Here is a 24902-nt window from a genome sequence, read left to right on the forward strand (position 1 = left end):
TATAAATATTTTTAAAAAAGATTTAAAATTTCGTTCTTTAAGTAATGATCTTTTATCATTTCTCGATCCAACAACTTGCAGTATTCAATTGCTATCTTGACTTTAATATCTTTATCACTATTTTTAAAGATCAAATCTTTAAAATAGTTGAAATCATCATTTGTTTTAAAGTCTATAAATGAAACTTCTTGATCTCTAAAATTTGTATGTTTAGATGCAAAATTAATCCTTTCCTCACTTATTAATTCAGTATAAATCTCTTTAAACCTCGTATCTTGTTCAAAGGTATTAGATAGAGCTTGAATATAAATCTTTGGTATTAAACAATCCTCTACATCAGTTTTTCTTAATTCACTTCCATTCTTATAATTGCATAAACAAACTTCAGAATCTTTTGTAACTAATAACCTTCTGAGATAAACAATATTATCTACATTTTTTCCGTAAGACTTCGGATCTTCTACAAATTTATATTCTAAATCAGTGTCTATTAAAAATAATAGTTTATTTTTTATTTCGTTTTTTTCTTTCTTATCAGAAATGGTACTATAAATTATATTATATAATTTTAAAACTTGGTCTCTACCACCAAGGGAAATTGTTCTTATATTTTCCTCTCCTTTTAAGATTCCTTTTAAATATATTTCATCAGATTTGCCTTCGCTGAAAATCCAGTTAACATTTGGATTTTTACGCATAAAAGAGATAAGGCTTATTGCTAAATCAAACATACTCTTTAATTCAATAATATCAGGAATATTTCTTGATTCACTTAAAATATCAGATAAGAAATTGGAACTTATTGTTATGTTATCCTTGCTTTTAGATAAATATTTTAATTCGCCCTTAGAGGATAGAGGTATAAATCCATACCAGTGGGTTGTAACTAATAACTGTGCTGAACTATTATCTATAATTTCTTCTAATTTTAAAAATTGCTCAAAGCTCTTTGAAACATGTAAAGATACTTCAGGTTCATCAATTGCTAAAATTATTTCTTTATCTCTTTCAATAGCTAATGAATTTGAATTTTTCAGAAAGGCATAAGCTGTATTTATCAGTGCTTGCCGTTGTTCCCCGGAGCTTAACTTATCGAGAGTTTTATTCTCAACTTTTAAAGCTCTCAGATTAAAGTATGCTACTAATATTTGCTCTTTTATATCTTTACTTGTTAATCTGTATTTTGCCTTTGATTTATAATCATATACATAGTTCATTTTAAGTTTGTTTAAATTTTCATTTACATCATCCATAAACCCTTTAAGTTTATCATTAATATTCTTTACGATATCATTACTTTCAATAATAGTTTCAATAAAATCTAATATATCTTTGTCTAACAAAGCTTGCATTTCTCTAGTCTCTAATTTTAATAATTCACTAACTGGTTGTTCTACAGGTATGTAAATATAAGAGTACATCTCAAATATATACTTTTTTAGAGTATTAAGTGTTTTTTTTATTTTACTTTGTTCGAAATCAAATTCTTTCATAATACTTTTCTCTATTTCATCATTGTAGGTTGTTGTCAACAAAGCGTCTTTACTATTATATTTTTCACCAATAAATAACAAATAATATTCATCGTTATATTTTTTGAAGTTATCTATGTCAGAAGAAATAATTGCAAAAGCATCCTGACTACCTTTTGACCAGTTTATATTCCAAAAAAAATCACTTATAAATTCAAGTATTTTTCTATTTTCTTCTTTAAGCTTTACTTTAGACTTTTTTATTAAAAATAATGGACAAATAAATGGTGTTCTTGTATCGTCATTTATAGATATTGAATTATTGACATTCCACGTTCTACCATTAAATAAAGAATCAAGAGACTCTAATACTGCGCTTTTACCTACTCCATTATCTCCAGTAAGTATAGTATACGGATTTTTTTTATCTTTAAGCAAAGGTATATAGTTTATATTTTTATAACATTTATAATTCCTTAACATTAAACCCACAATCATTCTTAACTTACCTCTTTCCGATATATTTTTTCTCTTTTTTATAATCCATACAAACTCTTAATTCGTCTTGCTTCCTTGATATTAGTATCGGTTAAAAATTTAAACCGTTCACTATAAAGTGAACGGTACCATGTTTTAATTAATGTAAAACTTATACTTTTGAAATACTTCATAACTAAATAGTTGAAATTAATTTAAGCCTACTCAATATTTTTCCTACCGCTCCCCCATACAGCCTCACCACTGCCATTCAACACACTAAATGTCATCACATTCTTCTCTCTCACCGAATCCCACTGGCGTAAAAATACTCCATTATACGTCTTGCCGGCTAACGTGATGTCGGCTGTATCATCTCCAGTTTTCTTCCACGTTCCGGTCATTTCCCCGGAAATGGTGTGGTCTTTGTTGAGCTGAATGTTGATGGTTTTTTTGATGTCGGCTGAGATGTCTTTTCCGTGCTGGATGAGTTTGTATGTTCCTGTGATGTCTTTTTGCTTTACTTTTTTCAGTGTTTCACCTGCGTATCGATATGGCGCGACAATTGGCCAGCCGTCTTTGTTCATGAACATCTGGTGGACTCTGACTTCGTGTTCTTCACCTCTGCCCGGGAAGCGGGTGTGGAAGATTAAATAGGAACGGCCGGTTTTTTCGTCATAATAGGCTGAGTTGTGGCCCGGTGAGACGTATCCGGCTCCTTTTTCAGTTTCTGTTTCAAATGAATAGCTGCCCATGAGCTTGACGCCGTACGGCTCAATGGAGCGGTCATCGAAGAATGTGCCTTCTTTGCCTTTAACATCAATCATTGGACTGCCCTCTGCGTCATAATACGGGCCATCTGGTTTTTTGGAGCGGGCCACACGGATGTTGTAGCCGCCTGTTGCGTCTAGACCGCCATATGATAGGTATAAGTAGTAGTAGTTGGTGTCTGGATTGTAGAGGATATATGGGCCTTCGATTCTGCTGTGGTTGCCGCCGAGCAGTTTTTTGCCGTACCCCTGTCCAGGGAGCGGGAAGCCAGTTTTCGGATTCATTTCCAGAATGAAAATGCCGCCTGAATATGAACCGTACACCATCCACAGTTTGCCGTTTTTATCAAAAAAGGTGTGCGGGTCTACGACGTTCGGGTGTTTTGTTGCGTCATACGGTGTTCCGTCATTGCTTGTGCCTTCCATGCCTGATTTCAAAAAGAGGCCTTTGTTTTTATAGGGTCCTTCGATGTTGTCAGCGACGGCCACTCCCATGGCGGATCTTGGTGAGTCACCGCGGCAGGCGTTGTAGTACATATAGTATTTGCCGTCCGCCAGCTGTGCGACATCAGCCGCCCACAGGGTATCGGATTGTGCCCATTCGAAGGTATCTTTTAATTCTTCATAGACATTGGGAATAAGAGGGTTATTGTTGCTGACGCTGGTGGTTAGCTGCTGCCATTGCATGAGGTCATTTGTTTTCGCTGAAGCGAGATGAGATCCGAAAACATAAAAGGTGCCATTTGTTTCAATGATGGAAGGATCATGGACGCTGACTTCTTTAAATACAGGTTTTTGTGCATAGACGGAGTTTGAGAGGGTGAAGGCCATGATAAGAGCTATAAGAAAACATACACGGAACAATCGGTTGAACATCTAAACAATTCGCCTCTCTTTTTTATTAAATTTTAAACGCTTACATTCCTCTATGAAGAAACCCCAGCCTATTAAAACAGCCGAATGTTTTCATATTCAAACAGATAGGTGATTTCTCACTGTTCTCTTACATTGTCTGGCTGTTTGCGCAGAACTGCTGCTTGCATATCCTCTCCTTCATAGTTCAACTCTTTTGCTGTTTCTCCTTCTTTCATCACTCTGTTTTTCATTCGCGTACATGTAACAACTGCTTTGTCCGTTTTTGTAAAGTCGTCGACTGTGATACAGCCATTTCGTTGTCGGCGTTTTTTAAGATGATGCCTGACTGCTCGTCAACACCGGAGTCATTTGGCTTGGCGGTGCTGAGGAAGTCATTCGGCTGGCTCTTGAGAAAATGCTTTGCGAAAAATACGACTTAGTAAACGCATATTGAGAGTAAGACAGCGGCGCTTGCCTCCTGTCCGGATATCGTGTGCAATCGCTGAAAAAACCCGTCCTGCTTTCTGCGTCACGATATCACAATACCAATCTAACTTGTTAAAGACTGTAAAAAACCTTTTGACTTCTATTGCTGAAACAATTAATATAATACTCAGTTAATAGTTATCAGAATTTTTAGGAATTGAGTGATTCATATGACACTGCACAAAGAGCGCCGTATTGGCCGGCTGTCTGTTCTTCTGCTGCTTCATGAAGCTGAGGAAAGTACACAGGTCGAGGAGCTGGAGCGAGATGGATGGAAGGTCTGTCTTGGCAAGGTAGGATCAATGGACGCGCATAAAGTAGTAGCCGCAATTGAAACCGCTTCCAAAAAGAGCGGGGTCATTCAATCTGAGGGTTACCGTGAGTCACATGCGCTTTATCATGCGACGATGGAGGCTTTGCATGGCGTGACCAGAGGTGAAATGCTGCTTGGATCACTGCTTCGGACGGTTGGCCTGAGGTTCGCCGTTTTGAGGGGAAATCCTTATGAAAGTGAAGCGGAAGGCGATTGGATTGCTGTCTCGCTTTACGGAACAATCGGGGCGCCGATTAAAGGACTTGAGCATGAAACATTCGGCGTTGGAATTAATCACATATGAAACAGCCCATAGATCTTAGACGATAGGGGGCTATGCGTGAAATCAGGTTTTCACAGCATAGCCCCTTTTTGTATGGGCGCTTTACCAAAGTAAAGACAAAGGAGTTGGGCTTATGGTGACATTAGACGGTTCTTCATTGACAACAGCCGATGTCGCGCGAGTGCTGTTTGATTTTGAAGAGACAGCGGCTTCCGAAGAAAGTATGGAGCGTGTGAAAAAAAGCAGAGCGGCAGTGGAGCGCATTGTTCACGAAGAAAAGACAATATACGGCATTACCACCGGATTTGGCAAATTCAGCGATGTCCTGATTCAGAAGGAAGACTCGGCGGCGCTGCAGCTGAATTTAATTCTTTCTCATGCCTGCGGAGTCGGAGATCCTTTTCCTGAGTGTGTTTCCAGGGCCATGCTGCTTTTGCGCGCCAATGCGCTGTTAAAAGGGTTTTCCGGTGTGCGTGCTGAGCTGATTGAGCAATTGCTTGCTTTTTTAAATAAGCGTCTCCATCCTGTCATTCCCCAGCAGGGATCACTTGGTGCAAGCGGAGATCTGGCGCCGCTCTCCCATCTGGCGCTTGCGCTGATCGGGCAAGGAGAAGTCTTTTTTGAGGGGGAGAGAATGCCGACAATGAGGGGCTTGAAAAAAGCCGGTATTCAGCCGGTAACACTGACATCCAAGGAAGGGCTTGCCTTGATTAATGGGACTCAGGCCATGACTGCTATGGGTGTGGTCGCATACATTGAAGCGGAAAAACTAGCCTATCAAACAGAGCGCATTGCCAGCTTAACGATTGAAGGGCTCCGCGGGATTATCGATGCGTTTGACGAGGATATTCACTCCGCCCGCGGTTATCAGGAGCAGATCGATGTCGCAGAACGAATCCGTTTTTATCTATCTGACAGCAGCCTGACGACCTCTCAAGGAGAACTGCGGGTCCAGGATGCCTATTCATTGCGCTGTATTCCGCAAGTGCACGGTGCGACCTGGCAGACGTTAGGCTACGTGAAGGAAAAATTAGAGATTGAGATGAATGCAGCTACGGACAATCCTCTTATTTTCAATGATGGTGACAAAGTCATTTCTGGCGGAAACTTTCACGGGCAGCCGATCGCCTTTGCCATGGATTTTCTAAAAATCGCAGTATCAGAGCTTGCAAATATCGCAGAGCGCCGGATCGAACGACTTGTGAATCCGCAGCTGAATGACCTGCCGCCGTTCCTAAGCCCTCATCCCGGTCTGCAATCCGGTGCAATGATCATGCAGTATGCCGCTGCCTCGCTTGTTTCTGAAAATAAAACACTGGCCCATCCCGCCAGTGTGGATTCTATCCCGTCATCCGCCAACCAAGAAGACCATGTCAGCATGGGAACCATCGCTGCGCGTCATGCTTATCTGGTAATCGCGAATACGAGAAGAGTGATTGCGATTGAAGCGATTTGCGCATTGCAGGCTGTTGAATACAGAGGCATAGAACATGCAGCATCCTACACCAAACAGCTTTTTCAAGAAATGAGAAAAGTCGTGCCGTCTATTCAGCAGGACCGCGTTTTTTCCTATGACATCGAACGCTTGACTGCCTGGCTGAAGAAGGAATCTTTATTACCATATCAACAGAGCGAAGAATTGAGGGGGATGAACATATGACTGATGTAAAAAAATCAATCCGTGCCAACCGGGGGACAGAGCTTGAATGCTTAGGGTGGGAACAAGAGGCGGTTCTTCGGATGCTTCGCAACAACCTTGATCCGGAAGTCGCCGAGAAGCCGGAGGACCTCATCGTATACGGCGGGATTGGCAAAGCCGCTCGGGATTGGGATGCATTTCGCACCATTGAGCATTCTCTGAAAACACTAAAACATGATGAGACATTGCTCGTGCAATCCGGAAAGCCCGTTGGCATGTTCCGTACGCACCCGCAGGCGCCGCGCGTGCTTTTAGCAAACTCTGTTCTTGTTCCCAAGTGGGCGAACTGGGAGCATTTCCACGAGCTTGAGAAAAAAGGGTTAATGATGTACGGGCAAATGACAGCTGGCAGCTGGATTTACATTGGCTCACAAGGCATTTTGCAAGGAACGTATGAAACCTTCGCTGAGCTCGCGAGACAGCATTTCGGAGGAACGTTAAAAGGGACATTGACGCTGACAGCCGGTCTCGGCGGAATGGGAGGCGCCCAGCCGCTGTCTGTCACGATGAATGACGGAGTTGTGATTGCCGTCGAGGTTGATGAAAAACGAATCGACAAACGAATTGAAACGAAATACTGTGACCGTAAAACAGCGTCGATTGAGGAAGCCTTAGCGTGGGCTGAAGAGGCAAAGCTGGCAGGAAAACCTCTCTCCATCGCTCTTCTCGGAAACGCGGCAGAGGTTCATCATACCCTTCTGAACCGCGGCGTCACCATTGATATCGTCACCGATCAAACGTCTGCCCATGACCCATTAATCGGTTACGTTCCCGAGGGCTATTCACTCGATGAAGCCGATCGCTTGCGCCGTGACAATCCAGACCTTTACGTGCGCCTTGCGAAACAAAGCATGAAAAAACATGTGGAAGCCATGCTGGCATTTCAACAAAAGGGCTCAGTTGTATTTGATTACGGCAACAATATCCGGCAAGTTGCTAAAGATGAAGGCCTGGAGAATGCCTTCGATTTTCCGGGATTTGTCCCTGCTTACATCCGTCCCTTATTCTGTGAAGGAAAAGGACCATTCCGCTGGGCGGCACTTTCCGGTGATCCGGCAGATATTTACCGTACGGATGCGTTATTAAAAGAACTGTTCCCGGCAAACAAGGCCCTTCACCGCTGGATCGATATGGCACAGGAAAAAGTCACGTTCCAAGGCTTGCCGTCCCGCATTTGCTGGCTTGGATATGGAGAACGAAAAAAGATGGGCCTTGCCATTAACGAATTGGTCCGAAACGGGGAGCTAAAAGCGCCTGTCGTGATTGGGAGAGATCATTTGGACTGCGGGTCTGTCGCCTCTCCAAACCGGGAAACTGAAGCGATGATAGACGGAAGTGACGCAGTCGGTGATTGGGCTGTGCTCAATGCGCTTGTCAACACGGCGGCGGGCGCGAGCTGGGTTTCCTTCCACCATGGCGGCGGCGTCGGAATGGGCTATTCCCTGCATGCCGGTATGGTCGCAGTTGCCGATGGAAGTGAGCTGGCTGACGAACGGCTCGCCAGGGTCTTAACGAGCGATCCGGGGATGGGCATTATCCGCCATGCGGATGCGGGTTATGAACGTGCCGTTGAAGTAGCGAAGAAACAGGATATTATCGTGCCGATGCAAAAATAAGGGAGTGATAACATGCCGAAACAAATTGATACGATTCTCATCAACATCGGTCAGCTTTTGACGATGGAAAGCAGCGGCCCGCGCGCGGGCAAAAGCATGCAGGATCTTCATGTGATCGAAGACGCTGTTGTCGGAATCCACGAACAGAAGATTGTGTTCGCCGGAAAAAAAGGGACTGAAGCCGATTACGAGGCAGACGACATCATTGACTGTTCGGGACGGCTTGTAACCCCGGGTCTCGTCGATCCGCATACCCATCTTGTATTTGGCGGATCTCGGGAAAAGGAGATGAATCTTAAGCTTCAGGGCATCTCCTATTTAGATATTCTGGCGCAGGGCGGCGGTATTTTGTCCACTGTCAAAGATACCCGGGCCGCCTCGGAGGAAGAGCTGCTGCAAAAAGGCCGTTTTCACCTGCAAAGAATGCTGTCATACGGCACAACCACGGCTGAAGTGAAGAGCGGCTACGGCTTAGATATAGATACAGAGCTGAAACAATTGCGCGTCGCAAAAAAACTGCATAAAAGCCAGCCCATTGACCTTGTTTCCACATTCATGGGGGCTCATGCCATTCCTCCTGAAGATAAGGACAGCCCCGATGAATTTTTAGATCGCATGCTGAATCTCTTGCCAAAAATAAAAGAGGAGGAGCTCGCAGCCTTTGCAGATATTTTTACAGAAACAGGTGTTTTTACAGTCAGTCAATCCCGCCGTTATTTACAAAAAGCAGCTGAGACGGGCTTCGGATTAAAAATCCACGCAGATGAAATTGATCCTCTTGGAGGAGCTGAATTAGCGGCTGAGCTAAGAGCTGTCTCAGCCGATCATTTGGTGGGCGCCTCAGATGAAGGCATACAGCAAATGGCTGAATCAGGAACCATCGCCGTCCTCTTGCCAGGCACGACATTTTATCTCGGCAAACACACATATGCCAGAGCAAGAGACATGATTGATGCGGGTGTACGTGTCAGCCTGGCAACGGACTTTAACCCGGGCAGCTCCCCAACTGAAAATATTCAGCTGATTATGTCGATTGCCGCGCTTCATCTGAAAATGACCGCAGAAGAAATATGGCATGCCGTCACAGTCAACGCCGCATATGCCATAGGAAAAGGCGAAGAAGCAGGGCAGCTTAAAGCTGGCCGCTCAGCAGATCTTGTCATTTGGCAAGCCTCGAATTACATGTATATTCCGTATCACTACGGCGTCAATCATGTACATCAAGTCATGAAAAATGGGACATTTGTTGTCAACAGGGAGGGAGCCATTCTTGGATAAATACCCTTTTCTCAGAGAGGCCGGTTCATCGTTTAAAGACCGGGAAGTAACGAAAATGAGCGATCTGATAGAAAAATGGGACGGGCAAGGCATTAAAGGGCCGGCGCTGATAGGTGTCCCCCTATCAAAATCATCCATTAGTCATTCCGGCGCTTCCTTTGCCCCCGGAACAATCCGCCAGGCTCTAAAGCATTCATCTGCTTATTCTGCGGAGCTTGGGGAACATATCGTATCAGATTTTCTTTATGATCTGGGGGATGTCGATATTCATGTGACTGATATCGTGAAATCACATGATCAAATCTTCCAAACCATGCATGCTCTGCTTTCAGATCACCCAGATTGGGTACCGCTCATACTCGGGGGAGATAACTCCATCAGCTACTCCACCATAAAAGCGATTGCGCAAACGAAAGGAACGACAGCCGTTATTCAATTTGATGCCCATCATGATGTGCGGAACACGGAGGACGGAGGGCCGACAAACGGCACCCCCTTCCGCCGCCTTTTGGATGAAGAGATCATAGAAGGCCAGCATTTGATTCAACTGGGTATCAGAGAATTCAGCAACAGCTTGGCTTATGAAACATACGCGAAAAATCATCACGTGGACATCCACACGATGGGAATGATTCGTGAAAAAGGACTGATCCCGACCATTAAAGAGATCCTGCCTGCCGTTCAAACAAGAACAGACTTCATTTTTATATCTGTTGATATGGATGTCTTAGACCAGTCCCATGCACCCGGCTGTCCAGCGATTGGTCCGGGCGGCCTTTATACAGACGAATTACTCGAAGCCATCAAGTACATCGCACAAGAGCCCAATGTCGCAGGGATCGAAATCGTTGAAGTTGATCCCACCCTCGATTTTCGAGATATGACAAGCAGAGCCGCAGCTCACGTTCTGTTACACGCATTAAAAGGAATGAAACGCTCCCGATTCAAGTGATCTTCCGGCAGGTTGTATTTTGGTTACAAGAAACTCATCTGCCTGATAAACGGCAGCTAAAAGGAGGACGAAACGGTGGGTCTTCAGGAAAAAAGCGGCCATCAGCTAAAACGGACAATGAAAAGCAGGCACTTATTTATGATTTCATTGGGAGGCGTCATAGGAACAGGACTTTTCCTCAGTACGGGCTATACGCTCAGCCAAGCCGGTCCCGGCGGTACGATACTCGCTTATGTAATCGGCGGATTGATGATGTACCTCGTCATGCAATGTCTCGGTGAATTGTCGGTCGCCATGCCGGTGACCGGTTCCTTTCAAAAATACGCCACAACATTCATCGGGCCATCTACCGGTTTTATGGTCGGCATCATGTACTGGGTGAATTGGGTGGTGACGGTAGGATCTGAGTTTACCGCATCCGGTATTCTCATGCAGCGCTGGTTTCCTGACAGCAGCGTATGGATGTGGAGTGCGATTTTTGCAGCTCTCCTTTTCGTATGCAACGCATTTTCAGTCAAATTATTTGCGGAAACTGAATTTTGGTTTTCGAGCGTGAAGATTGTCACCATCATTTTATTTATCATTTTAGGAGGCGCCGCCATGTTTGGCTTGATCTCTTTAAACGGGACGGCTGATGCCCCTATGTTTTCAAATTTCACAGGTCATGGAGGATTGTTTCCGAACGGCTTCCTCGCCGTATTTATCGCCATGATATCTGTGAGTTTTGCCTTTTCCGGAACAGAATTAATCGGAGTCACAGCAGGAGAATCCGCAAATCCTCAAAAGGATATTCCGCGTTCTATCCGCAATGTCGCATGGAGGACAGTCATTTTTTTCATCGGTGCCGTCTTCGTATTATCCGGACTGATTTCATGGAAAGAAGCAGGTGTAATTGAAAGCCCCTTTGTAGCAGTATTTGCAGAAATCGGAATCCCTTACGCCGCAGATATTATGAATTTTGTTATATTAACAGCCTTGCTGTCCGTTGCCAATTCAGGCCTATATGCCTCAACCCGTATGCTGTGGTCGTTAGCAAATGAAAACATGATCAGCTCTCGCTTTAAAAAAGTCACATCTAAAGGCATTCCGCTAAATGCCTTAATCATCAGTATGGCTGTATCTTGTTTATCTCTCGTTTCCAGCATTGTGGCGCCTGGAACTGTTTATGTGGTGATGGTAGCGATTGCTGGATTTGCAGGGGTCGTGGTCTGGATGAGCATTGCCTTGTCCCAACTCTTGTTTCGAAAGAGATTTCTGAAAAAAGGGGGGAATGTAAAAGATCTGACATTTCGCACACCGCTTTACCCTCTTATGCCGATAGCCGCTCTCTTATTATGTTCTGCTTCTTGTATCGGTCTCGCTTTTGATCCCAATCAAAGAATCGCTCTCTTCTGTGGAATTCCTTGTATCATCCTATGCTATCTCATCTACTATTTCAGAAGAAATCTTACGAAAGCAAAAAAAATCGGACAAGAAGAATATCCGATTGATCACATCCTTTAATCAAAACAGCACACCCCACTCAGGATGGGATGTGCTTTATTTTTATTCTGTAATTAACGTATGAATCAGCTTCGGCGCCTTCGCCTCCGCTGCGATACGGATATTGTCATATACTTTCGCGATGACTTCATCGACGTTTTCGCGGTTGGCGTAAAGCGTCACGAGAGGTTCGCCTTTTTCAACCTTGTCGCCGACCTTTTTGCGGAGCATGATGCCGACGGCTAAATCGATTTCATCTTCTTTTGTGGCGCGTCCGGCACCTAAAAGCATGGCAGCGACGCCGATTTCGTCTGCGACAATTTCGGAGACGACACCCGCTTCTTTGGCTGGCACATCAATGTGATAAGCCGCTTGCGGAAGCTTAGACAGATCATCAACAATCGAGCTGTCGCCGCCTTGGTTTTTCAAGAAATCTTTGAATTTCTCAAGCGCTTTGCCGTTTTTCATGACCTCTTCAAGCTTTGCTCTTGCTTCGTCTAATGTACCTGCTTTTTTCGCAAGCACGACCATCTGGCTGCCGAGTGTTAAGACAAGCTCGTGCAGGTCTTCAGGGCCTTCGCCTTTGAGTGTGTCAATCGCTTCTTTCACTTCAAGCGCATTTCCGATCGCAAAGCCGAGCGGCTGGGACATGTCGGAGATGACAGCCATCGTTTGGCGGCCGACCTTGTTGCCGATTCGTACCATTGCTTTCGCGAGTTCAGCCGCATCTTCCTCTGTTTTCATGAAGGCGCCCGCTCCCGTTTTCACGTCAAGCACGATCGCGTCTGCTCCGGCAGCGATTTTTTTGCTCATAATGGAGCTAGCGATAAGCGGGATGGAATTCACCGTACCCGTTACATCTCGCAGGGCGTACAGTTTTTTATCCGCCGGCGTTAAGTTGCCGCTTTGGCCAATGACGGCAACCTTGTCGCGGTTCACGAGCTTAATAAATTCTTCCTTTGACAGTTCCACGTGAAACCCGTCGATCGCCTCTAATTTATCAATTGTTCCGCCTGTATGGCCGAGGCCGCGGCCGGACATTTTGGCAACCGGCACATCAAGAGCCGCGACAAGCGGTGCAAGCACGAGTGTTGTCGTGTCGCCGACGCCGCCGGTTGAATGTTTATCCACTTTAATTCCTTCGATGGCAGAAAGATCAATCGTTTCACCGGAGTTCACCATAGCCATTGTTAAGTCCGCCCGTTCACGATCACTCATATCCTGGAAGAAAATCGCCATGGCAAGCGCGCTTGCCTGATAATCAGGAATGCTTCCGTCCGTATAGCCGTTCACGAAAAACTGGATTTCTTCTGTGGTGAGTTCTTTTCCGTTTTGTTTTTTGATGATAATATCTACCATTCTCATTATAGTCACCGATCCTTTTCGATTATGTTCAGTAAATCAGACCTACAACTGCAGCTGTTAAAAAGCTGACAAGCGTGGCACCGTATAATAATTTCAGACCGAAGCGAGCAACGACGTTTCCTTGCTTTTCATTCAGACCCTTAACAGCACCGGCAATGATACCGATGGAAGAGAAGTTCGCGAACGAAACGAGGAATACTGATACAATCGCTGTTGTACGGCCGCTGAAATGAAAACCGTTTTGCGAAAGAGACGTCATGGCGACAAATTCGTTCGATACCATTTTTGTTGCCATAATGCTTCCGGCGTTAACAGCTTCATTCCATGGAATACCAACAAGAAAAGCGAATGGAGCAAACACATATCCAAGCAGGTCTTGGAAGGAAATACCGAGTACAGCGTTAAAAATACCATTGATCAAAGCAATAATTGCGACAAATCCGATCAGCATCGCTGCGACAACAACCGCTACTTTGAAACCATCTAAGATGTATTCTCCGAGCACTTCGAAGAAGGATTGTTTTTCTTCATTTTCTACACGAAGCATATCCTCATCTTTTGCGACCTCGTAAGGATTAATAATAGAGGCAATGATAAAACCGCCAAATAAGTTCAATACTAGAGCCGTTACGACGTATTCAGGCTTCAGCATCGTCATGTAAGCGCCGACGATTGACATGGATACGGTTGACATCGCAGAAGCGCAAAGCGTGTACAACCGCTGCTGTGACAGTAAACCGAGTTCTTTCTTTAAGGAGATAAATACTTCTGATTGCCCTAAAATCGCAGATGCGACAGCATTGTACGACTCCAGTCTTCCCATCCCGTTAATCTTGCTGAGGGCAAGGCCGATGTATTTAATAATAAACGGGAGGATCTTCCATTTTTGCAGAATCCCGATGAGTGCTGAAATAAATACAATCGGCAAGAGAACGTTCATAAAGAATGTCGATTGATCCGCATTCACCAAACCGCCAAACACAAAGTTGATTCCTTCTGCCGCATATCCAAGCAGGTAGCTGAATCCTTGTGCAAATCCTCCTACGAGAAAATTCCCGATCCCCGTATTGAGGAGAATGTAACCGAGAATAAACTGCAAAATGAGCATGACAATAATTGGGCGGATCTTAATTCTTTTTTTGCCGCTGCTCGCGATCCACGCAAGGCCTAAAAACACGATTAAACCGATAATCCCAATCAAATACTTCATATGTGTTTCTCCTTTATTTGTATTCGCTTACATTATTATTTCCCCGGAAAGAAAAGCAGGGCCGGAAAGCGATGTGCCTTCCGTCTCCTTCTTAATAATCGTCTCCGCCGGCTCCGTTCTCTCCTTTTACAATGGAAACGCCTGCGCTTGCGCCAATGCGGCTCGCACCTGCTTCGATCATCGTGTCTACATCTTCTTTCGTTCTGATACCCCCGGATGCTTTTACGCCGATATCAGGTCCTACTGTTTTGCGCATTAAAGCGATATCTTCCTTCGTTGCGCCGCCTGTTGAGAAGCCTGTTGAAGTTTTCACGAAATCCGCTCCCGCAGAAACCGCTAAACGGCATGCACGCTCTTTTTCTTCATCTGTCAGCAGGCATGTTTCAATAATAACTTTGACAAGCGCTTTACCGGCTGCAGCTTCCACTACACCGCGGATATCCGCTTCCACTACGTCGTCTTCTTTGTCTTTCAAAGCAGCGATGTTAATGACCATGTCCACTTCAGTGGCGCCTTTTGAAATCGCATCCTTCGTTTCGAACGCTTTTGTTTCTGTTGTGTTGGCGCCGAGCGGGAAACCGATGACTGTACATACGTCAACTCCTGTGCCCTCAAGCTCTTTTGCAGCCAGCTGCACCCACGTCGGGTTTACACATACAGAAGCGAATTTGTATGTTTTCGCTTCTTCTATTAATTTCAAAATATCCGCTTTTTGTGTATGCGGTTTCAAAGCTGTATGATCAATTTTATTGGCTAATGTCATCCTTCGCACACTTCCTTTTTTGTTAAGATATTTTTTAGCATACCCGACTTTTGAACATATGTAAATTGGTAATTGAAATTTTGTTCAGGGAACGGTCTGAGGGTGTCACAAATCATTAACAAGTGCCCTTGCAGTATGCTGGTCAATGATTAACACGTTGGCATATTTTCCTGTTAACGCACCATGGATGGAGGACACTTTTCGGCTTCCTCCGGCCACTAATATAGAGCGTTCCTTCAGCCTCAGATCCTCAATCTCGACGCCGATGGTCCGGTCATTGATGGCGGTGCTGCAAATCTTCCCTTCCTCGTCAAAGAAACGCGAACAGATATCTCCGACAGCCTGATTTTTCAGCAACGCTTTCTCTTCTTCGTTAAAATAGCCGAGCCGGAATAACAGCGCTTCGTCACGGACTGTTCCCACCGTGAAAAGAGCGATATTCGCCTGCTTGCCCATCTCAATGATCCGCTCGATATGACGGTCTTTCTCCACCATTTTCTTCACATCCGCATTATCAAACACGACGGGAAGCGGAAGATAGCGCGGCATCGTTTGAAAAGCCTCTGCAAACAGCTGAATCGTTTCAGCTGAATAGGTGTTTACCCGGGAATGGCTGATGCCGCCTTTCAGCTGGACGACCTCTACGCCTTTTACCTGCTTTGGCTGCATGTTTTGCGCGATCTGATACATGGTGGTTCCCCAGCTGACGCCGACGATGTCGCCGTCTTTTACCGTTTCATGCATATATTCTGCACCGTACCGGCTCAAGCCATGTGTGATTGCTGCATAGTCCGGTGTCGGAGAAAACACAACGTGTGCTTCGAGAAGCCCGTATTTCTCTTCCAGCATGGAACCGAGCGCATCTAAATCCTCAAAAGGGTCCATGACGCGAATTTGGACAAATCCTTTTTCTTTTGCGTATTGCAGCAATCGGGAAACGGTCGGCCTCGAAATGCTGAGCTGCTCTGCGATTTGCTGCTGACTGTAGTCAGACTGATAGTAAAGCCTTGCCGCTTCTATGCTTAATTGTTGTTTTTCCCGATCCATTCCGCACCTCCCCTTGGATCAGTTCATGGTGAACCTGCTTTCGATTTGCTTTTATTATACAGGCTGGCAGCTGCTTTCATCCACCTGATTTGCAAGAAACTGAAAAACGCTCTGGCACAGAGCTTCCCAGAGCTTATTTTTCCCACTTCATATATTGATAAATGCCTTTCATAATGGCGTATATTCCATATAACACAAGCCCGCACGCCAAAAAGATCAGAATCACTCTGCCATGCGGCTGCTGCGCGAGCTCGGCGAGCGCCCCGTCAAAGCCTCTTGTGTCGTCCGGATCAGAGGTGAGAGCGGTTTTTATGAGAAAGAAGCCGATGGCTGAGAAAATAATGGCACGGGCGATGTTGCCTGCGCGTCCCGTGTTTTTTGCAATACATATCATTTCTTTGCTCATTTTTGACGTATCAAATTCTCTCATAAAAGAAGCCCGGATACCTTTCATGAATTGAACCATCGCAAATAGGATAAAGCCCGCTCCTGTGAGTCCCGTCAGCCACTGCCCAAACGGCTGCGCCAATATATAAGCGGACCACGTCTGTTCTGAAGTGCTGCCGCTCCCATGATCAAAGACAAACCGAAGGGCATTCCACGCAATTGATGCGTATACGGCGGCGCTGAACAAATTTCCCGTTCTTCGCGACAGGCCCCTTCTTCCTGTGCCGTGGCCCTCTGTATCCTTAATCGCACTCAGCACCATCCATATGACATACCCGATGAGTCCGACTCCGATGATGAAAAGCAGAATCGATCCGTATGGCATGCGTGATAAGGTTTGGAGCGCTCCGCTTGAATCCTTTGCCCCGCTGCCAGCTCCGGCAGCCGTCATCAATGCCAGAATGCCGAGCAAGATAAAAACGCCGCCGAATGTAAAATAACCAAGCCTTCCGAACCGCTGTATCCAAGGCTTGGTTCCCTGTTTTATTTTAGAGATGCACTGGTCCTTCGCATCCATGTGCCCAACCCTCTTTCCGGAAACGTTACTGTATCATTTCCCGAATGAGAAGAATTGAAACAGACTACCCTTCAAGAGAATCGTGTCTTTGCTTTTTGGCTGTATAGGCGGGGGTCGTCCAGGCAGCTGCCGCGACAGCTGTGATGCCGCCGGCTAATTTCCCGATGATCATGGCCGCTGCCATTTCTTTCTTCATTCCCGCCACAAAGCCGAGGTGGCTGCCGAGCACAAAGGCTGCGCTGACCGCAAACGCGACATTGATAACCTTTCCTCTCGGCGTCATGTCTTTTAATAAGGCGAGCATGGGGATAAGATGTGCCAAAGAAGCAACCATTCCCGCTGTCGCTGCCTGGTCTAAGTGTAATAGCCTGCCTAATGTATGGAGCGGTTTCTCAAAAGCTTTTGTGATAAAAGCTGTCAGCGGAAAAGCGCCCGCCAATACAACCGCGATGGTGCCTACGGTTTGTATGCCTGTTTCAATCTTTTCGAGGCCAGGTATGAATACAAAGCCTGTCATTGTTTCAATCGAGACAGCAACAAGCCCAATGATCGCAACAATACTGACAGCCTTCCCGAAAACGTGAAATACGCGGATTGTCTTGTCGGTGCAGCGCCATAGTCCAAAAGCGATAACCGCAGAAAAAAGACTTGGAATCAGAATGTTTTTCAGGTTCAATCCCATCTCAAATCCCGCAGCTAACCCGCCTGCGAAGCATCCGATCGGCACAGTGCACAGTCCGATTAAAATGCCTTTTGCAAAATACGGGTGATCCTGTTTTTCAATCATGCCAAGAGCGACGGGAATGGTAAACACGATCGTCGGCCCCATCATCGTCCCCAGAAATACCCATGAAAACAAGCCTGCGTCCGGATCTTTCGCCATTTCTTCTGCCAGCGCATAGCCTCCCATATCAATGGCCAAAATGGTGTTGGCAAAGGAGGAAGGGTCTGCGCCAATGGCGGCATAGACCGGAGACACAACGGGAATCAGTATGGCCGCAAGCACTGGCGCCAGCGACACAATCCCGACCATTGACAGCGCAAGCGGTCCCATGGCCTTAAAGCCTTCCGCAAACCGCTCGCCAAGCCCCCACCTGTTTCCCAAGCAATAATCGGCTGCTCCCACTAATAAAAAGACTGCCAGAATACATACAACCGCATCATTTACCGTCATGGCCTTTCTCCTTTTTCAAACGTATGATTTGGCATTATCATATCATCTGAAGGAGGGGATGAGAGGCGGATTCTAATCTAAACGCGATAAAAATTCTTTCATATCAGCGCGCTCAATGGCCTCTATGATATGCGCTGCTTTTTGCACATTACTTAGCAGCGCTGATTTTAATTTTTCTTTTACGTCTTCTTCAGACAGACCGTTTCCGGGAGCTCCCTTTGGGCAGTCCACCCGCGCTTCACATATGCGTCCATCTGATAAAAACGCCCGAACAATGGTGAAACGGCCTTTCGGAACCGCTTGAGAGGCTGGCTGAATGCGATTGTCATACACACGCTGAATATGACGCATTGCGCCCTGCATATGATTTGGTATGGGCTCGCTGTTGAAATGTTCAGCAATCAGCTTCTGTCCGTGCAGGGCAAGGGCAATGACATATTCAACGCTGAAGCGGCCTTCCTCTCCTGTTTTTGGTGATCTTGCCGTTAATGCAGCATCTCCGCCAGGCGGAAAAACGACTTCAATCCGTTCTGTATTGTCAGCAGAAATGGCTTCCTGAGAGATAAGCTCGCGAATGGCATCTGCCGCGTGGTGCGCCGCAGAGCAGAATGGATAGATTTTAAACCATAAACCCGGCTTCACGATTCGCCACGGTTCGCCCCAATGGCTTAACAGCATGGTTTGGGCCTTGTCTACATCACCGTATAGGCTGAAGAAACCTTTTTCTCCATCCAGTGCCGTACGAGAGCCTCCAACATCAGATTGAGCCAGCTTAACAGCAAGCAAGCCTGATTGAGCTGCCAGCCCTGCGTGCAGCGGTTTCATTTCTGTGCCGAATTGCACCCTCATTCCGGCTGACTGCGTTGCGGCAAAACCGATTGCTTTTTCCAGTTCTTCTTGAGTGAGTTCCTCCGCGTACCCTACAGCACAGGCTGCGGCTATGGCTCCGAGCGTTCCTGTATTATGCCAGCCTTTTTCATAGTGCGGGCTGCCAATCGACTCCCCAAGCCTTGCCATTACTTCCACACCGACAATATAAGCGCCAAGAAGCCGCTCGTCACTTTCGCGAGTGGCAGCTGAAGCAATGAGTGCCGGCAAAATAACTGCACTCGGATGTCCCCTTACATCGGAATGGACATCATCGAAATCCAGAGCATGGGCGATAAATCCATTGAGCAGCGCAGATTGTAATGGCGCTGCCTTTTTCCCTTGTCCAATAATAGGGACAAGGGGCGTGCCGCCTTCCTCTTCGATCAGATGCAAAAGCTTTTGAATGCCGTTTTCTTCTCTTCCGGCAAATGATGCGGCTGTAAAATCGAGCAATCCCTTTTTGGCTTCACGCATCGCGTCAGGGGCGTTCTCAGGCTGTGATAATCTTACGGCCTCAGCAAGACCTGCTGTCAGCTCTGTTTGGATCATTTGATTGACCCCAGTACAATAACAGCCAGCTCAGCAAAGTAGCTGGATGCAACTTGCAGTGCGTCTTCATCCAATGTAAACGCGGGGTGATGCCATTCCTCTGTGCCGTTTGTTCCCATCCAGACAAAGAGGCCGGGAATTTTTTCTTGATAAAGAGCGAAGTCTTCTCCGCCCGGAGATTGCTCCGCATGAACCGTTTGATAGCCAAGCCGGGCCGCAGCTTCTGACGCCGCGTTCAAAAACGTGCCGTCATTCTGAACGGATGGCAAATAAGGAAACCACCGGAATTCGGCCTGTGCCCCGTAGCCCGCGGCGATTCCTTCAGCCACTCGTTTCATATGCTCCGGAACGGCCTTTCTCGCTTCTTTTTGGAAGGTGCGAACGGTGCCCTCCATTTCAGCCTGGTCCGGAATCACGTTCCATGAACTGCCTGCCTGTAATCTTGTGATACTGACGACCGCGTTTTGCAGTGAGCTGATGTTGCGGCTGACCACAGATTGCAGACCGCTGACCATTTGGCCTGCCGCTGCTATGGGATCAATGCTGTTATTGGGAATGCCGGCGTGTCCGCCTTTTCCTTTCACAACAATCTCAAACCGGTCTACGCTTGCCATGAGCGGACCTTCCTTTATCCCAATGGTGCCGACAGGCAAATCAGGCTTATTGTGCATGCCAAAAATGGCGGAAACATCGTCCAGCACGCCTGCTTCTATGACTTTTCTTGCTCCTGCGGCGATTTCTTCCGCTGGCTGAAAGATAAAGCGGACCGTGCCTTTCAGCTCGTCTCTTCTTTTATTCAGCAAAATGGCCGTGCCGATAATGGAAGCTGTATGAAAGTCATGCCCGCACGCATGCATCGCGCCGTCAATCTTAGAGGCAAACGGCAAATTCGTCTGTTCTTGGATCGGGAGCGCATCAATGTCTGCTCGTATCGCGATCACGGGTCCGTCTGACTGCCCTTTGATTTCCGCAATTACACCTGTTTCTAATTGAGGAACGTTAAGAATCTCTATATGTTCTTCCTCGAGCCAGCGGCGGATTTTGGTTGTCGTTTCAAACTCTTCAAATGAAAGTTCAGGGTGTGCATGAAGGTCACGCCGCATATTGATTAAACGTGTATGAAACGTTTCTTCGGCCATTCTTCTTCTTCCCTTCTATATAAGCTCTGCAGGCTCTCCCACCTGCTTGATAAATCGTTTCGTCCGTTCGTTTTTCGGATGGTCAAACAGTTCTTCAGGCGTTCCCTGCTCGATAATATGGCCGTCCGCCATAAAAATCACTTGATCGGCAACCTCTCTTGCAAATGCCATTTCGTGTGTGACGATGATCATTGTTGTTTGTTTTTCCGCAATCGATTTGATGACCTGAAGCACACCCGCCACGAGCTCCGGGTCAAGCGCCGAAGTCGGTTCATCCAGCAAAATCGCATGCGGATTAACCGCAAGTGCCCGCGCGATGCCGATTCGCTGCTGCTGGCCGCCGGACATTGTGATCGGGTAGCTGTCAGCTTTATGCTCTAATCCGACCTGCCTCAGAATCTCCATCCCAATGCGGTTCGCTTCATCTCGTGATTTTCTTTGAGCCGTGATTAAAGCCTCAGTAATGTTTTGCAGGGCGGTTTTATTTTTGAACAGATTGTAATTTTGGAAGACCATGGCCGTTTGCTGACGGAGCTGGTACGCTTCCTTACGTGTAAACTTTTCCGCGTTCAGTTTGGCTTCTCCAATTTCAATGATGCCTTGATTGGGGCGCTCCAATAGGTTCAAGCACCGAAGAAGCGTTGATTTTCCGGAACCGGACGGACCGATGATCGCCACCACTTCTCCGCGTTTTACTTCTAGGTCGATTCCGTCCAGCACGACCAGATCTTTAAACGCTTTGCGAATATTTTTTACTTTTATCAACTGATTTCACCTCTAAGTCCGGTATGGCTTGCTCATGGCGCGTTCAAACAAGTCCTGCAGGATGCTGTAAATGATTGTAAGAACCCAGTAGACAATCGCAACCGCCAAATAGGTTTCAAAATACTTCAGATTTCCTGATGCATACATCTTACCTTGCGCAAACATCTCCATGACACCCAAAGTAAATGCCAATGAGGTTTCTTTTAGGAGGCCGATAAATGTATTACCCGTTGCCGGTATCGCATTTCTGACTGCTTGCGGAAGGATAATTCGTCTGTAAGCCTGAAGTTTCGTCATACCGACAGACAGGCACGCCTCCAGCTGCCCTTCATCAACAGAGTTAAGGGCGGCGCGGAAGATTTCTGCCAAATAGGCGGCGTTTTTTAAACTTAAACCGATAATCGCAGCTGTGAGAGCTGTCATCTTGCTCATCTCCGGAAACAGCTGCGGCAGCCCGTAATAAATTAAGAACAGCTGCACAAGTGTCGGCACGCCCCGGAAAAATGAGATATACAGCTTTGACAGCTGATGAAGCACTGGAATTTTGTTTTTTGTAATGAGTGCGAGAATAAGTCCTCCGATAATCGCAAAAATCATAGCTGCTACAGCCATAAACAATGTAATCGGAAGGGCCTGAATTAAAGTCGGGAATGCTGAGATCATGAATTCCCAATCAATCGTATTCATTCTGGTGGTTCACCGCCGTTTCTTAATGCTTCTGTTCTGCTGTGATATCTTCGTTAAAATATTTTTCTGACAGCTTTTTAAGCGTTCCGTCTTTGCGCAGTTCATCGAGCGCTTTATTGACTTTTTTACGGGTCTTGTCGTGCGCGTCATCCTTGGCAAATGGGAATGCGACTTGTTCGTACACAATCGGATCTCCGGCAAGTTTCAACGGCAAGCCTGTTTTCTTAATTTGCGCGATTAGCACACTTCGGCTGTTTACGTAAGCGTCCACACGTCCGTATGCGACATCCTTCAGCGTGCCTTCCTGTGTTTCGTATGTTTTGATATTGATTTTTTTGTCAGGATCTTTGCTTTCAAGGTTTTTCGCGTGATTTGAACCTAAAACAGCAGCTACTGTCTTTCCTTTTAAATCGTCTGCTGATTTGATGTCATTGTTGTCTTTTTTGACGACAATCTGTGTTCCTGCATAAGAGTACGGTTCTGTGAAGTTGTACATTTCCTTGCGTTCATCTGTCACCGCTACCTGATTGGAAATGGTGTCAAGCTTGCCTGTTTGAAGCTCTCCCATCAGACCGCTGAATTCGAGCAGCTTCCAGTCCAGTTTCATGCCGATTTTCTTTGCAACAGCTTCCATTACTTCTACATCAAAACCTGTCAGCTTTCCGTCTTCTTTATAAGCGAACGGGTAGCTCTGTCCGGTCGCACCCACATGAAGTACGTTGTCATCCTCTTTACTGCCGCTGTTTCCATTGCCGCAAGCTGATAGCACGGCTAATAACGCAGCAACTAACAGCACAGTCCATTTTTTCATTTTCATTTGATTTTCCCGCCTTTTATCTTTTATAGGTCATTTCGCAGTTGTTTTTTCATATAGACTGTCATATGTCCTTTGCCCAGATCCTTCTCGCCTGCTTGGACATATCCTTTTCTTTCATACATCTCGATCAGCCACGGGTGCTTATCCGCTGTTCCTAGCGATACAAACGGAACCTTTAACGTATCGCGCAGGATGGTCTGCTCAAGCCATTGAAGCAGCTTTGTCCCGACTCCCTTTTGCCCGGTTTCAGGATCAACAGCGAACCACCAGATATGAGGAACGCCATATGGTCCGGGCTGCTGTCCCCAAGGCATTCGTAAGGAGATGGTCGCGATGATCCGCCCGTCTTCTTCCATGACGTAACAGGCGTTTTTTCGGATATTGTTTAAGACCAGATCCAGATCCGCGTGGGCCGCGGCAAAACGAATGCCGAGCTTTCGAATCGGTTCATAGGCGCGCCATGTCAGCTCGAGAAGCTGTTCGGCATCACGTTCAGCTGCGAGGCGATATTGCGTCTTCATCGAGCGTTCCTCCTTACTTCGCATAACGGTTTACCGGTTTTTCTAAACCAAAATGCTCTCTCAATGTTGTGCCTTCATATTCGTTTCTGAACACGCCGCGCTCCTGTAAAATCGGAACCACTTTGTCAACGAACAGTTCAATTCCTTCCGGAAGAAGCGGAGGCATAATATTAAATCCGTCACAAGCTTTATGATCGACCCATTCCTGCATCTTGTCGGCAAGCTGTTCCGGCGTTCCGACAAAAATGTGATGGCCTCTGGAGCCTGCAACGTATTTGTAAAGCTCACGTATTGTCATATTGTCTCGTTCAGCCATTTCTTGAACAAGCTTAAATCGGCTCTTCACCGCGTTTGATGCATCCGCGTCGAGCTTTGGCAGCGGCCCGTCAAGCGGATATGCAGACAAATCAATTCCGCCTAAATAATTCTGCAGGATTTGCAGACCGACAGATGGAATGATTAAATCTTGAAGCTCTTGATATTTAGCCCGCGCCTCTTCTTCAGTGTCTGCGATGACCGGAAAAATGCCCGGCATGATCGCGATTTTCTCAGGATCGCGGCCAAACTCGGCTGCCTGCTTTTTAATTGATTGATAAAATTCCTGTGCCGATTCCAAATGGTTTTGCGCCGTGAAAATCACTTCGGCTGTTTTGGCAGCCAGCGCTTTTCCGTCTCCTGATGATCCTGCCTGGATAATGACCGGCTGGCCCTGCGGGGTTCTTGAAACGTTCAGAGGTCCGCGAACCGAGAAATATTCTCCTTTGTGGTTCAGCTCGTGCATTTTTTCTTTGTCAAAGAATTCACCCGTTTCTTTATTACGGATAAAGGCGTCCTCTTCCCATGAATCCCAAAGCCCCTTTACGGCCTCGACAAATTCTTCTGCCCGCTGATAGCGCAAGTGATGTTCGAGATGCTTTTCCCCGCTGAAATTCAGCGCTGTTGACTCAATGGATGAGGTCACGACATTCCATCCTGCACGGCCGTTGGACAGGTGATCCAGTGAGGCGAATTGTCTGGCAATGTGAAACGGCTCGCTATAAGTAGTAGAAGCTGTCGCTGTCAGGCCAATTCTTGACGTCACCTGCGCCAAAGCTGAGAGCAAAGTAAATGGCTCAAACCTTGTAAGCACATTTGGATGCGATTTGCTGTCGATTGACAGGCTGTCTGCTAAAAACAGCATATCCAGCTTGCCCCGCTCCGCTGTTCTCGCCAGCTCTTTAAAATAATCCAAGTTCATGCTCGCATCCGCAGGCGCGTCCGGATGCCGCCAAGACGCAACATGATGTCCGGTCCCCGCAAGAAAAACTCCTAATTTGATTTGCTTCTTTTTGCTTGTCATGACGTTACT

At 46.4% G+C, this 24902-nt stretch carries 21 protein-coding genes and 1 pseudogene; 6 read left to right on the forward strand and 16 right to left on the reverse strand.

What is annotated here, in order from left to right; all coding sequences use genetic code 11:
- Positions 1-11: 11 nt before the first annotated feature.
- The 3 genes and pseudogenes from P3L57_RS19720 to P3L57_RS19730 form a co-directional block, all read right to left on the reverse strand.
- Positions 12-1970 carry an AAA family ATPase gene (locus P3L57_RS19720; RefSeq protein WP_059292203.1) on the reverse strand — a complete coding sequence of 653 codons (1959 nt, stop codon included), beginning with the start codon at positions 1968-1970 and terminating at the stop codon, positions 12-14.
- 200 nt (positions 1971-2170) lie between these two features.
- Positions 2171-3595 (reverse strand): arabinan endo-1,5-alpha-L-arabinosidase AbnB, encoded by a 1425-nt coding sequence (abnB, locus tag P3L57_RS19725; protein ID WP_069486707.1) that lies wholly within the window; start codon positions 3593-3595, stop codon positions 2171-2173.
- A gap of 116 nt (positions 3596-3711) precedes the next feature.
- Positions 3712-3887: pseudogene (locus P3L57_RS19730) on the reverse strand (hypothetical protein).
- Positions 3888-4230: 343 nt separating this feature from the next.
- Between P3L57_RS19730 and hutP the strand changes: the two are divergent.
- From hutP to P3L57_RS19760, 6 genes are all read left to right on the forward strand, one after another.
- Positions 4231-4677, forward strand: a complete 447-nt coding sequence (gene hutP, locus P3L57_RS19735; RefSeq protein ID WP_044160053.1) for a histidine utilization transcription antiterminator HutP — start codon at positions 4231-4233, stop codon at positions 4675-4677.
- Positions 4678-4789: 112 nt separating this feature from the next.
- A complete protein-coding gene (gene hutH, locus P3L57_RS19740; protein WP_069486706.1) occupies positions 4790-6316 on the forward strand; it encodes a histidine ammonia-lyase in 1527 nt (508 codons plus the stop codon).
- Positions 6313-7971: a urocanate hydratase gene (gene hutU, locus P3L57_RS19745; protein WP_069486705.1), complete on the forward strand. Its 1659-nt coding sequence runs from the start codon at positions 6313-6315 to the stop codon at positions 7969-7971. The genes hutH and hutU overlap by 4 nt, the downstream gene beginning before the upstream one ends.
- A 12-nt stretch (positions 7972-7983) precedes the next feature.
- Entirely contained in the window at positions 7984-9249 is a 1266-nt protein-coding gene (hutI, locus tag P3L57_RS19750) for an imidazolonepropionase (protein ID WP_069486704.1), read from the forward strand.
- Positions 9242-10201 carry a formimidoylglutamase gene (hutG, locus tag P3L57_RS19755; RefSeq protein ID WP_069486703.1) on the forward strand — a complete coding sequence of 320 codons (960 nt, stop codon included), beginning with the start codon at positions 9242-9244 and terminating at the stop codon, positions 10199-10201. The genes hutI and hutG overlap by 8 nt, the downstream gene beginning before the upstream one ends.
- 75 nt (positions 10202-10276) lie before the next feature.
- Positions 10277-11704, forward strand: a complete 1428-nt coding sequence (locus P3L57_RS19760) for an amino acid permease (RefSeq protein WP_044160058.1) — start codon at positions 10277-10279, stop codon at positions 11702-11704.
- Positions 11705-11746: 42 nt separating this feature from the next.
- On the opposite strand, the gene P3L57_RS19765 is transcribed toward P3L57_RS19760, so the two are convergent.
- From P3L57_RS19765 to P3L57_RS19825, 13 genes are all read right to left on the reverse strand, one after another.
- Positions 11747-13048, reverse strand: a complete 1302-nt coding sequence (locus P3L57_RS19765) for a pyrimidine-nucleoside phosphorylase (protein WP_069486702.1) — start codon at positions 13046-13048, stop codon at positions 11747-11749.
- 28 nt (positions 13049-13076) lie between these two features.
- On the reverse strand, positions 13077-14258 hold the full coding sequence (gene nupC, locus P3L57_RS19770; RefSeq protein ID WP_059292196.1) for a nucleoside permease NupC: 1182 nt from the start codon (positions 14256-14258) through the stop codon (positions 13077-13079).
- 91 nt (positions 14259-14349) lie between these two features.
- Positions 14350-15021, reverse strand: coding sequence for a deoxyribose-phosphate aldolase (deoC, locus tag P3L57_RS19775; RefSeq protein ID WP_024123415.1), 672 nt, complete (start codon positions 15019-15021; stop codon positions 14350-14352).
- Between the two features lie 105 nt (positions 15022-15126).
- The gene (deoR, locus tag P3L57_RS19780) at positions 15127-16068 is read right to left on the reverse strand and encodes a DNA-binding transcriptional repressor DeoR (RefSeq protein WP_069486701.1); all 942 of its coding nucleotides are present in this window, start codon (positions 16066-16068) and stop codon (positions 15127-15129) included.
- Between the two features lie 133 nt (positions 16069-16201).
- Positions 16202-17032: a DUF1206 domain-containing protein gene (locus P3L57_RS19785; protein ID WP_069486700.1), complete on the reverse strand. Its 831-nt coding sequence runs from the start codon at positions 17030-17032 to the stop codon at positions 16202-16204.
- 64 nt (positions 17033-17096) lie between these two features.
- Positions 17097-18206 carry an ethanolamine utilization protein EutH gene (gene eutH, locus P3L57_RS19790; protein WP_069486699.1) on the reverse strand — a complete coding sequence of 370 codons (1110 nt, stop codon included), beginning with the start codon at positions 18204-18206 and terminating at the stop codon, positions 17097-17099.
- Positions 18207-18278: 72 nt separating this feature from the next.
- A complete protein-coding gene (locus P3L57_RS19795) occupies positions 18279-19625 on the reverse strand; it encodes an MmgE/PrpD family protein (RefSeq protein ID WP_069486698.1) in 1347 nt (448 codons plus the stop codon).
- Positions 19622-20764, reverse strand: a complete 1143-nt coding sequence (locus tag P3L57_RS19800) for a M20 peptidase aminoacylase family protein (protein WP_044160066.1) — start codon at positions 20762-20764, stop codon at positions 19622-19624. The genes P3L57_RS19795 and P3L57_RS19800 overlap by 4 nt, the downstream gene beginning before the upstream one ends.
- A 15-nt stretch (positions 20765-20779) precedes the next feature.
- On the reverse strand, positions 20780-21529 hold the full coding sequence (locus tag P3L57_RS19805; RefSeq protein ID WP_059335265.1) for an amino acid ABC transporter ATP-binding protein: 750 nt from the start codon (positions 21527-21529) through the stop codon (positions 20780-20782).
- 12 nt (positions 21530-21541) lie between these two features.
- On the reverse strand, positions 21542-22216 hold the full coding sequence (locus tag P3L57_RS19810) for an amino acid ABC transporter permease (protein WP_024123423.1): 675 nt from the start codon (positions 22214-22216) through the stop codon (positions 21542-21544).
- A gap of 22 nt (positions 22217-22238) precedes the next feature.
- Positions 22239-23033, reverse strand: coding sequence for an amino acid ABC transporter substrate-binding protein (locus tag P3L57_RS19815; RefSeq protein ID WP_069486696.1), 795 nt, complete (start codon positions 23031-23033; stop codon positions 22239-22241).
- 23 nt (positions 23034-23056) lie between these two features.
- Entirely contained in the window at positions 23057-23554 is a 498-nt protein-coding gene (locus tag P3L57_RS19820; protein WP_069486695.1) for a GNAT family N-acetyltransferase, read from the reverse strand.
- Between the two features lie 13 nt (positions 23555-23567).
- Positions 23568-24893, reverse strand: coding sequence for an LLM class flavin-dependent oxidoreductase (locus P3L57_RS19825; RefSeq protein WP_069486694.1), 1326 nt, complete (start codon positions 24891-24893; stop codon positions 23568-23570).
- Positions 24894-24902: the final 9 nt, after the last annotated feature.

Source organism: Bacillus sp. B28, from assembly GCF_029536185.1.
In the GTDB taxonomy this organism is placed as follows: domain Bacteria; phylum Bacillota; class Bacilli; order Bacillales; family Bacillaceae; genus Bacillus; species Bacillus halotolerans.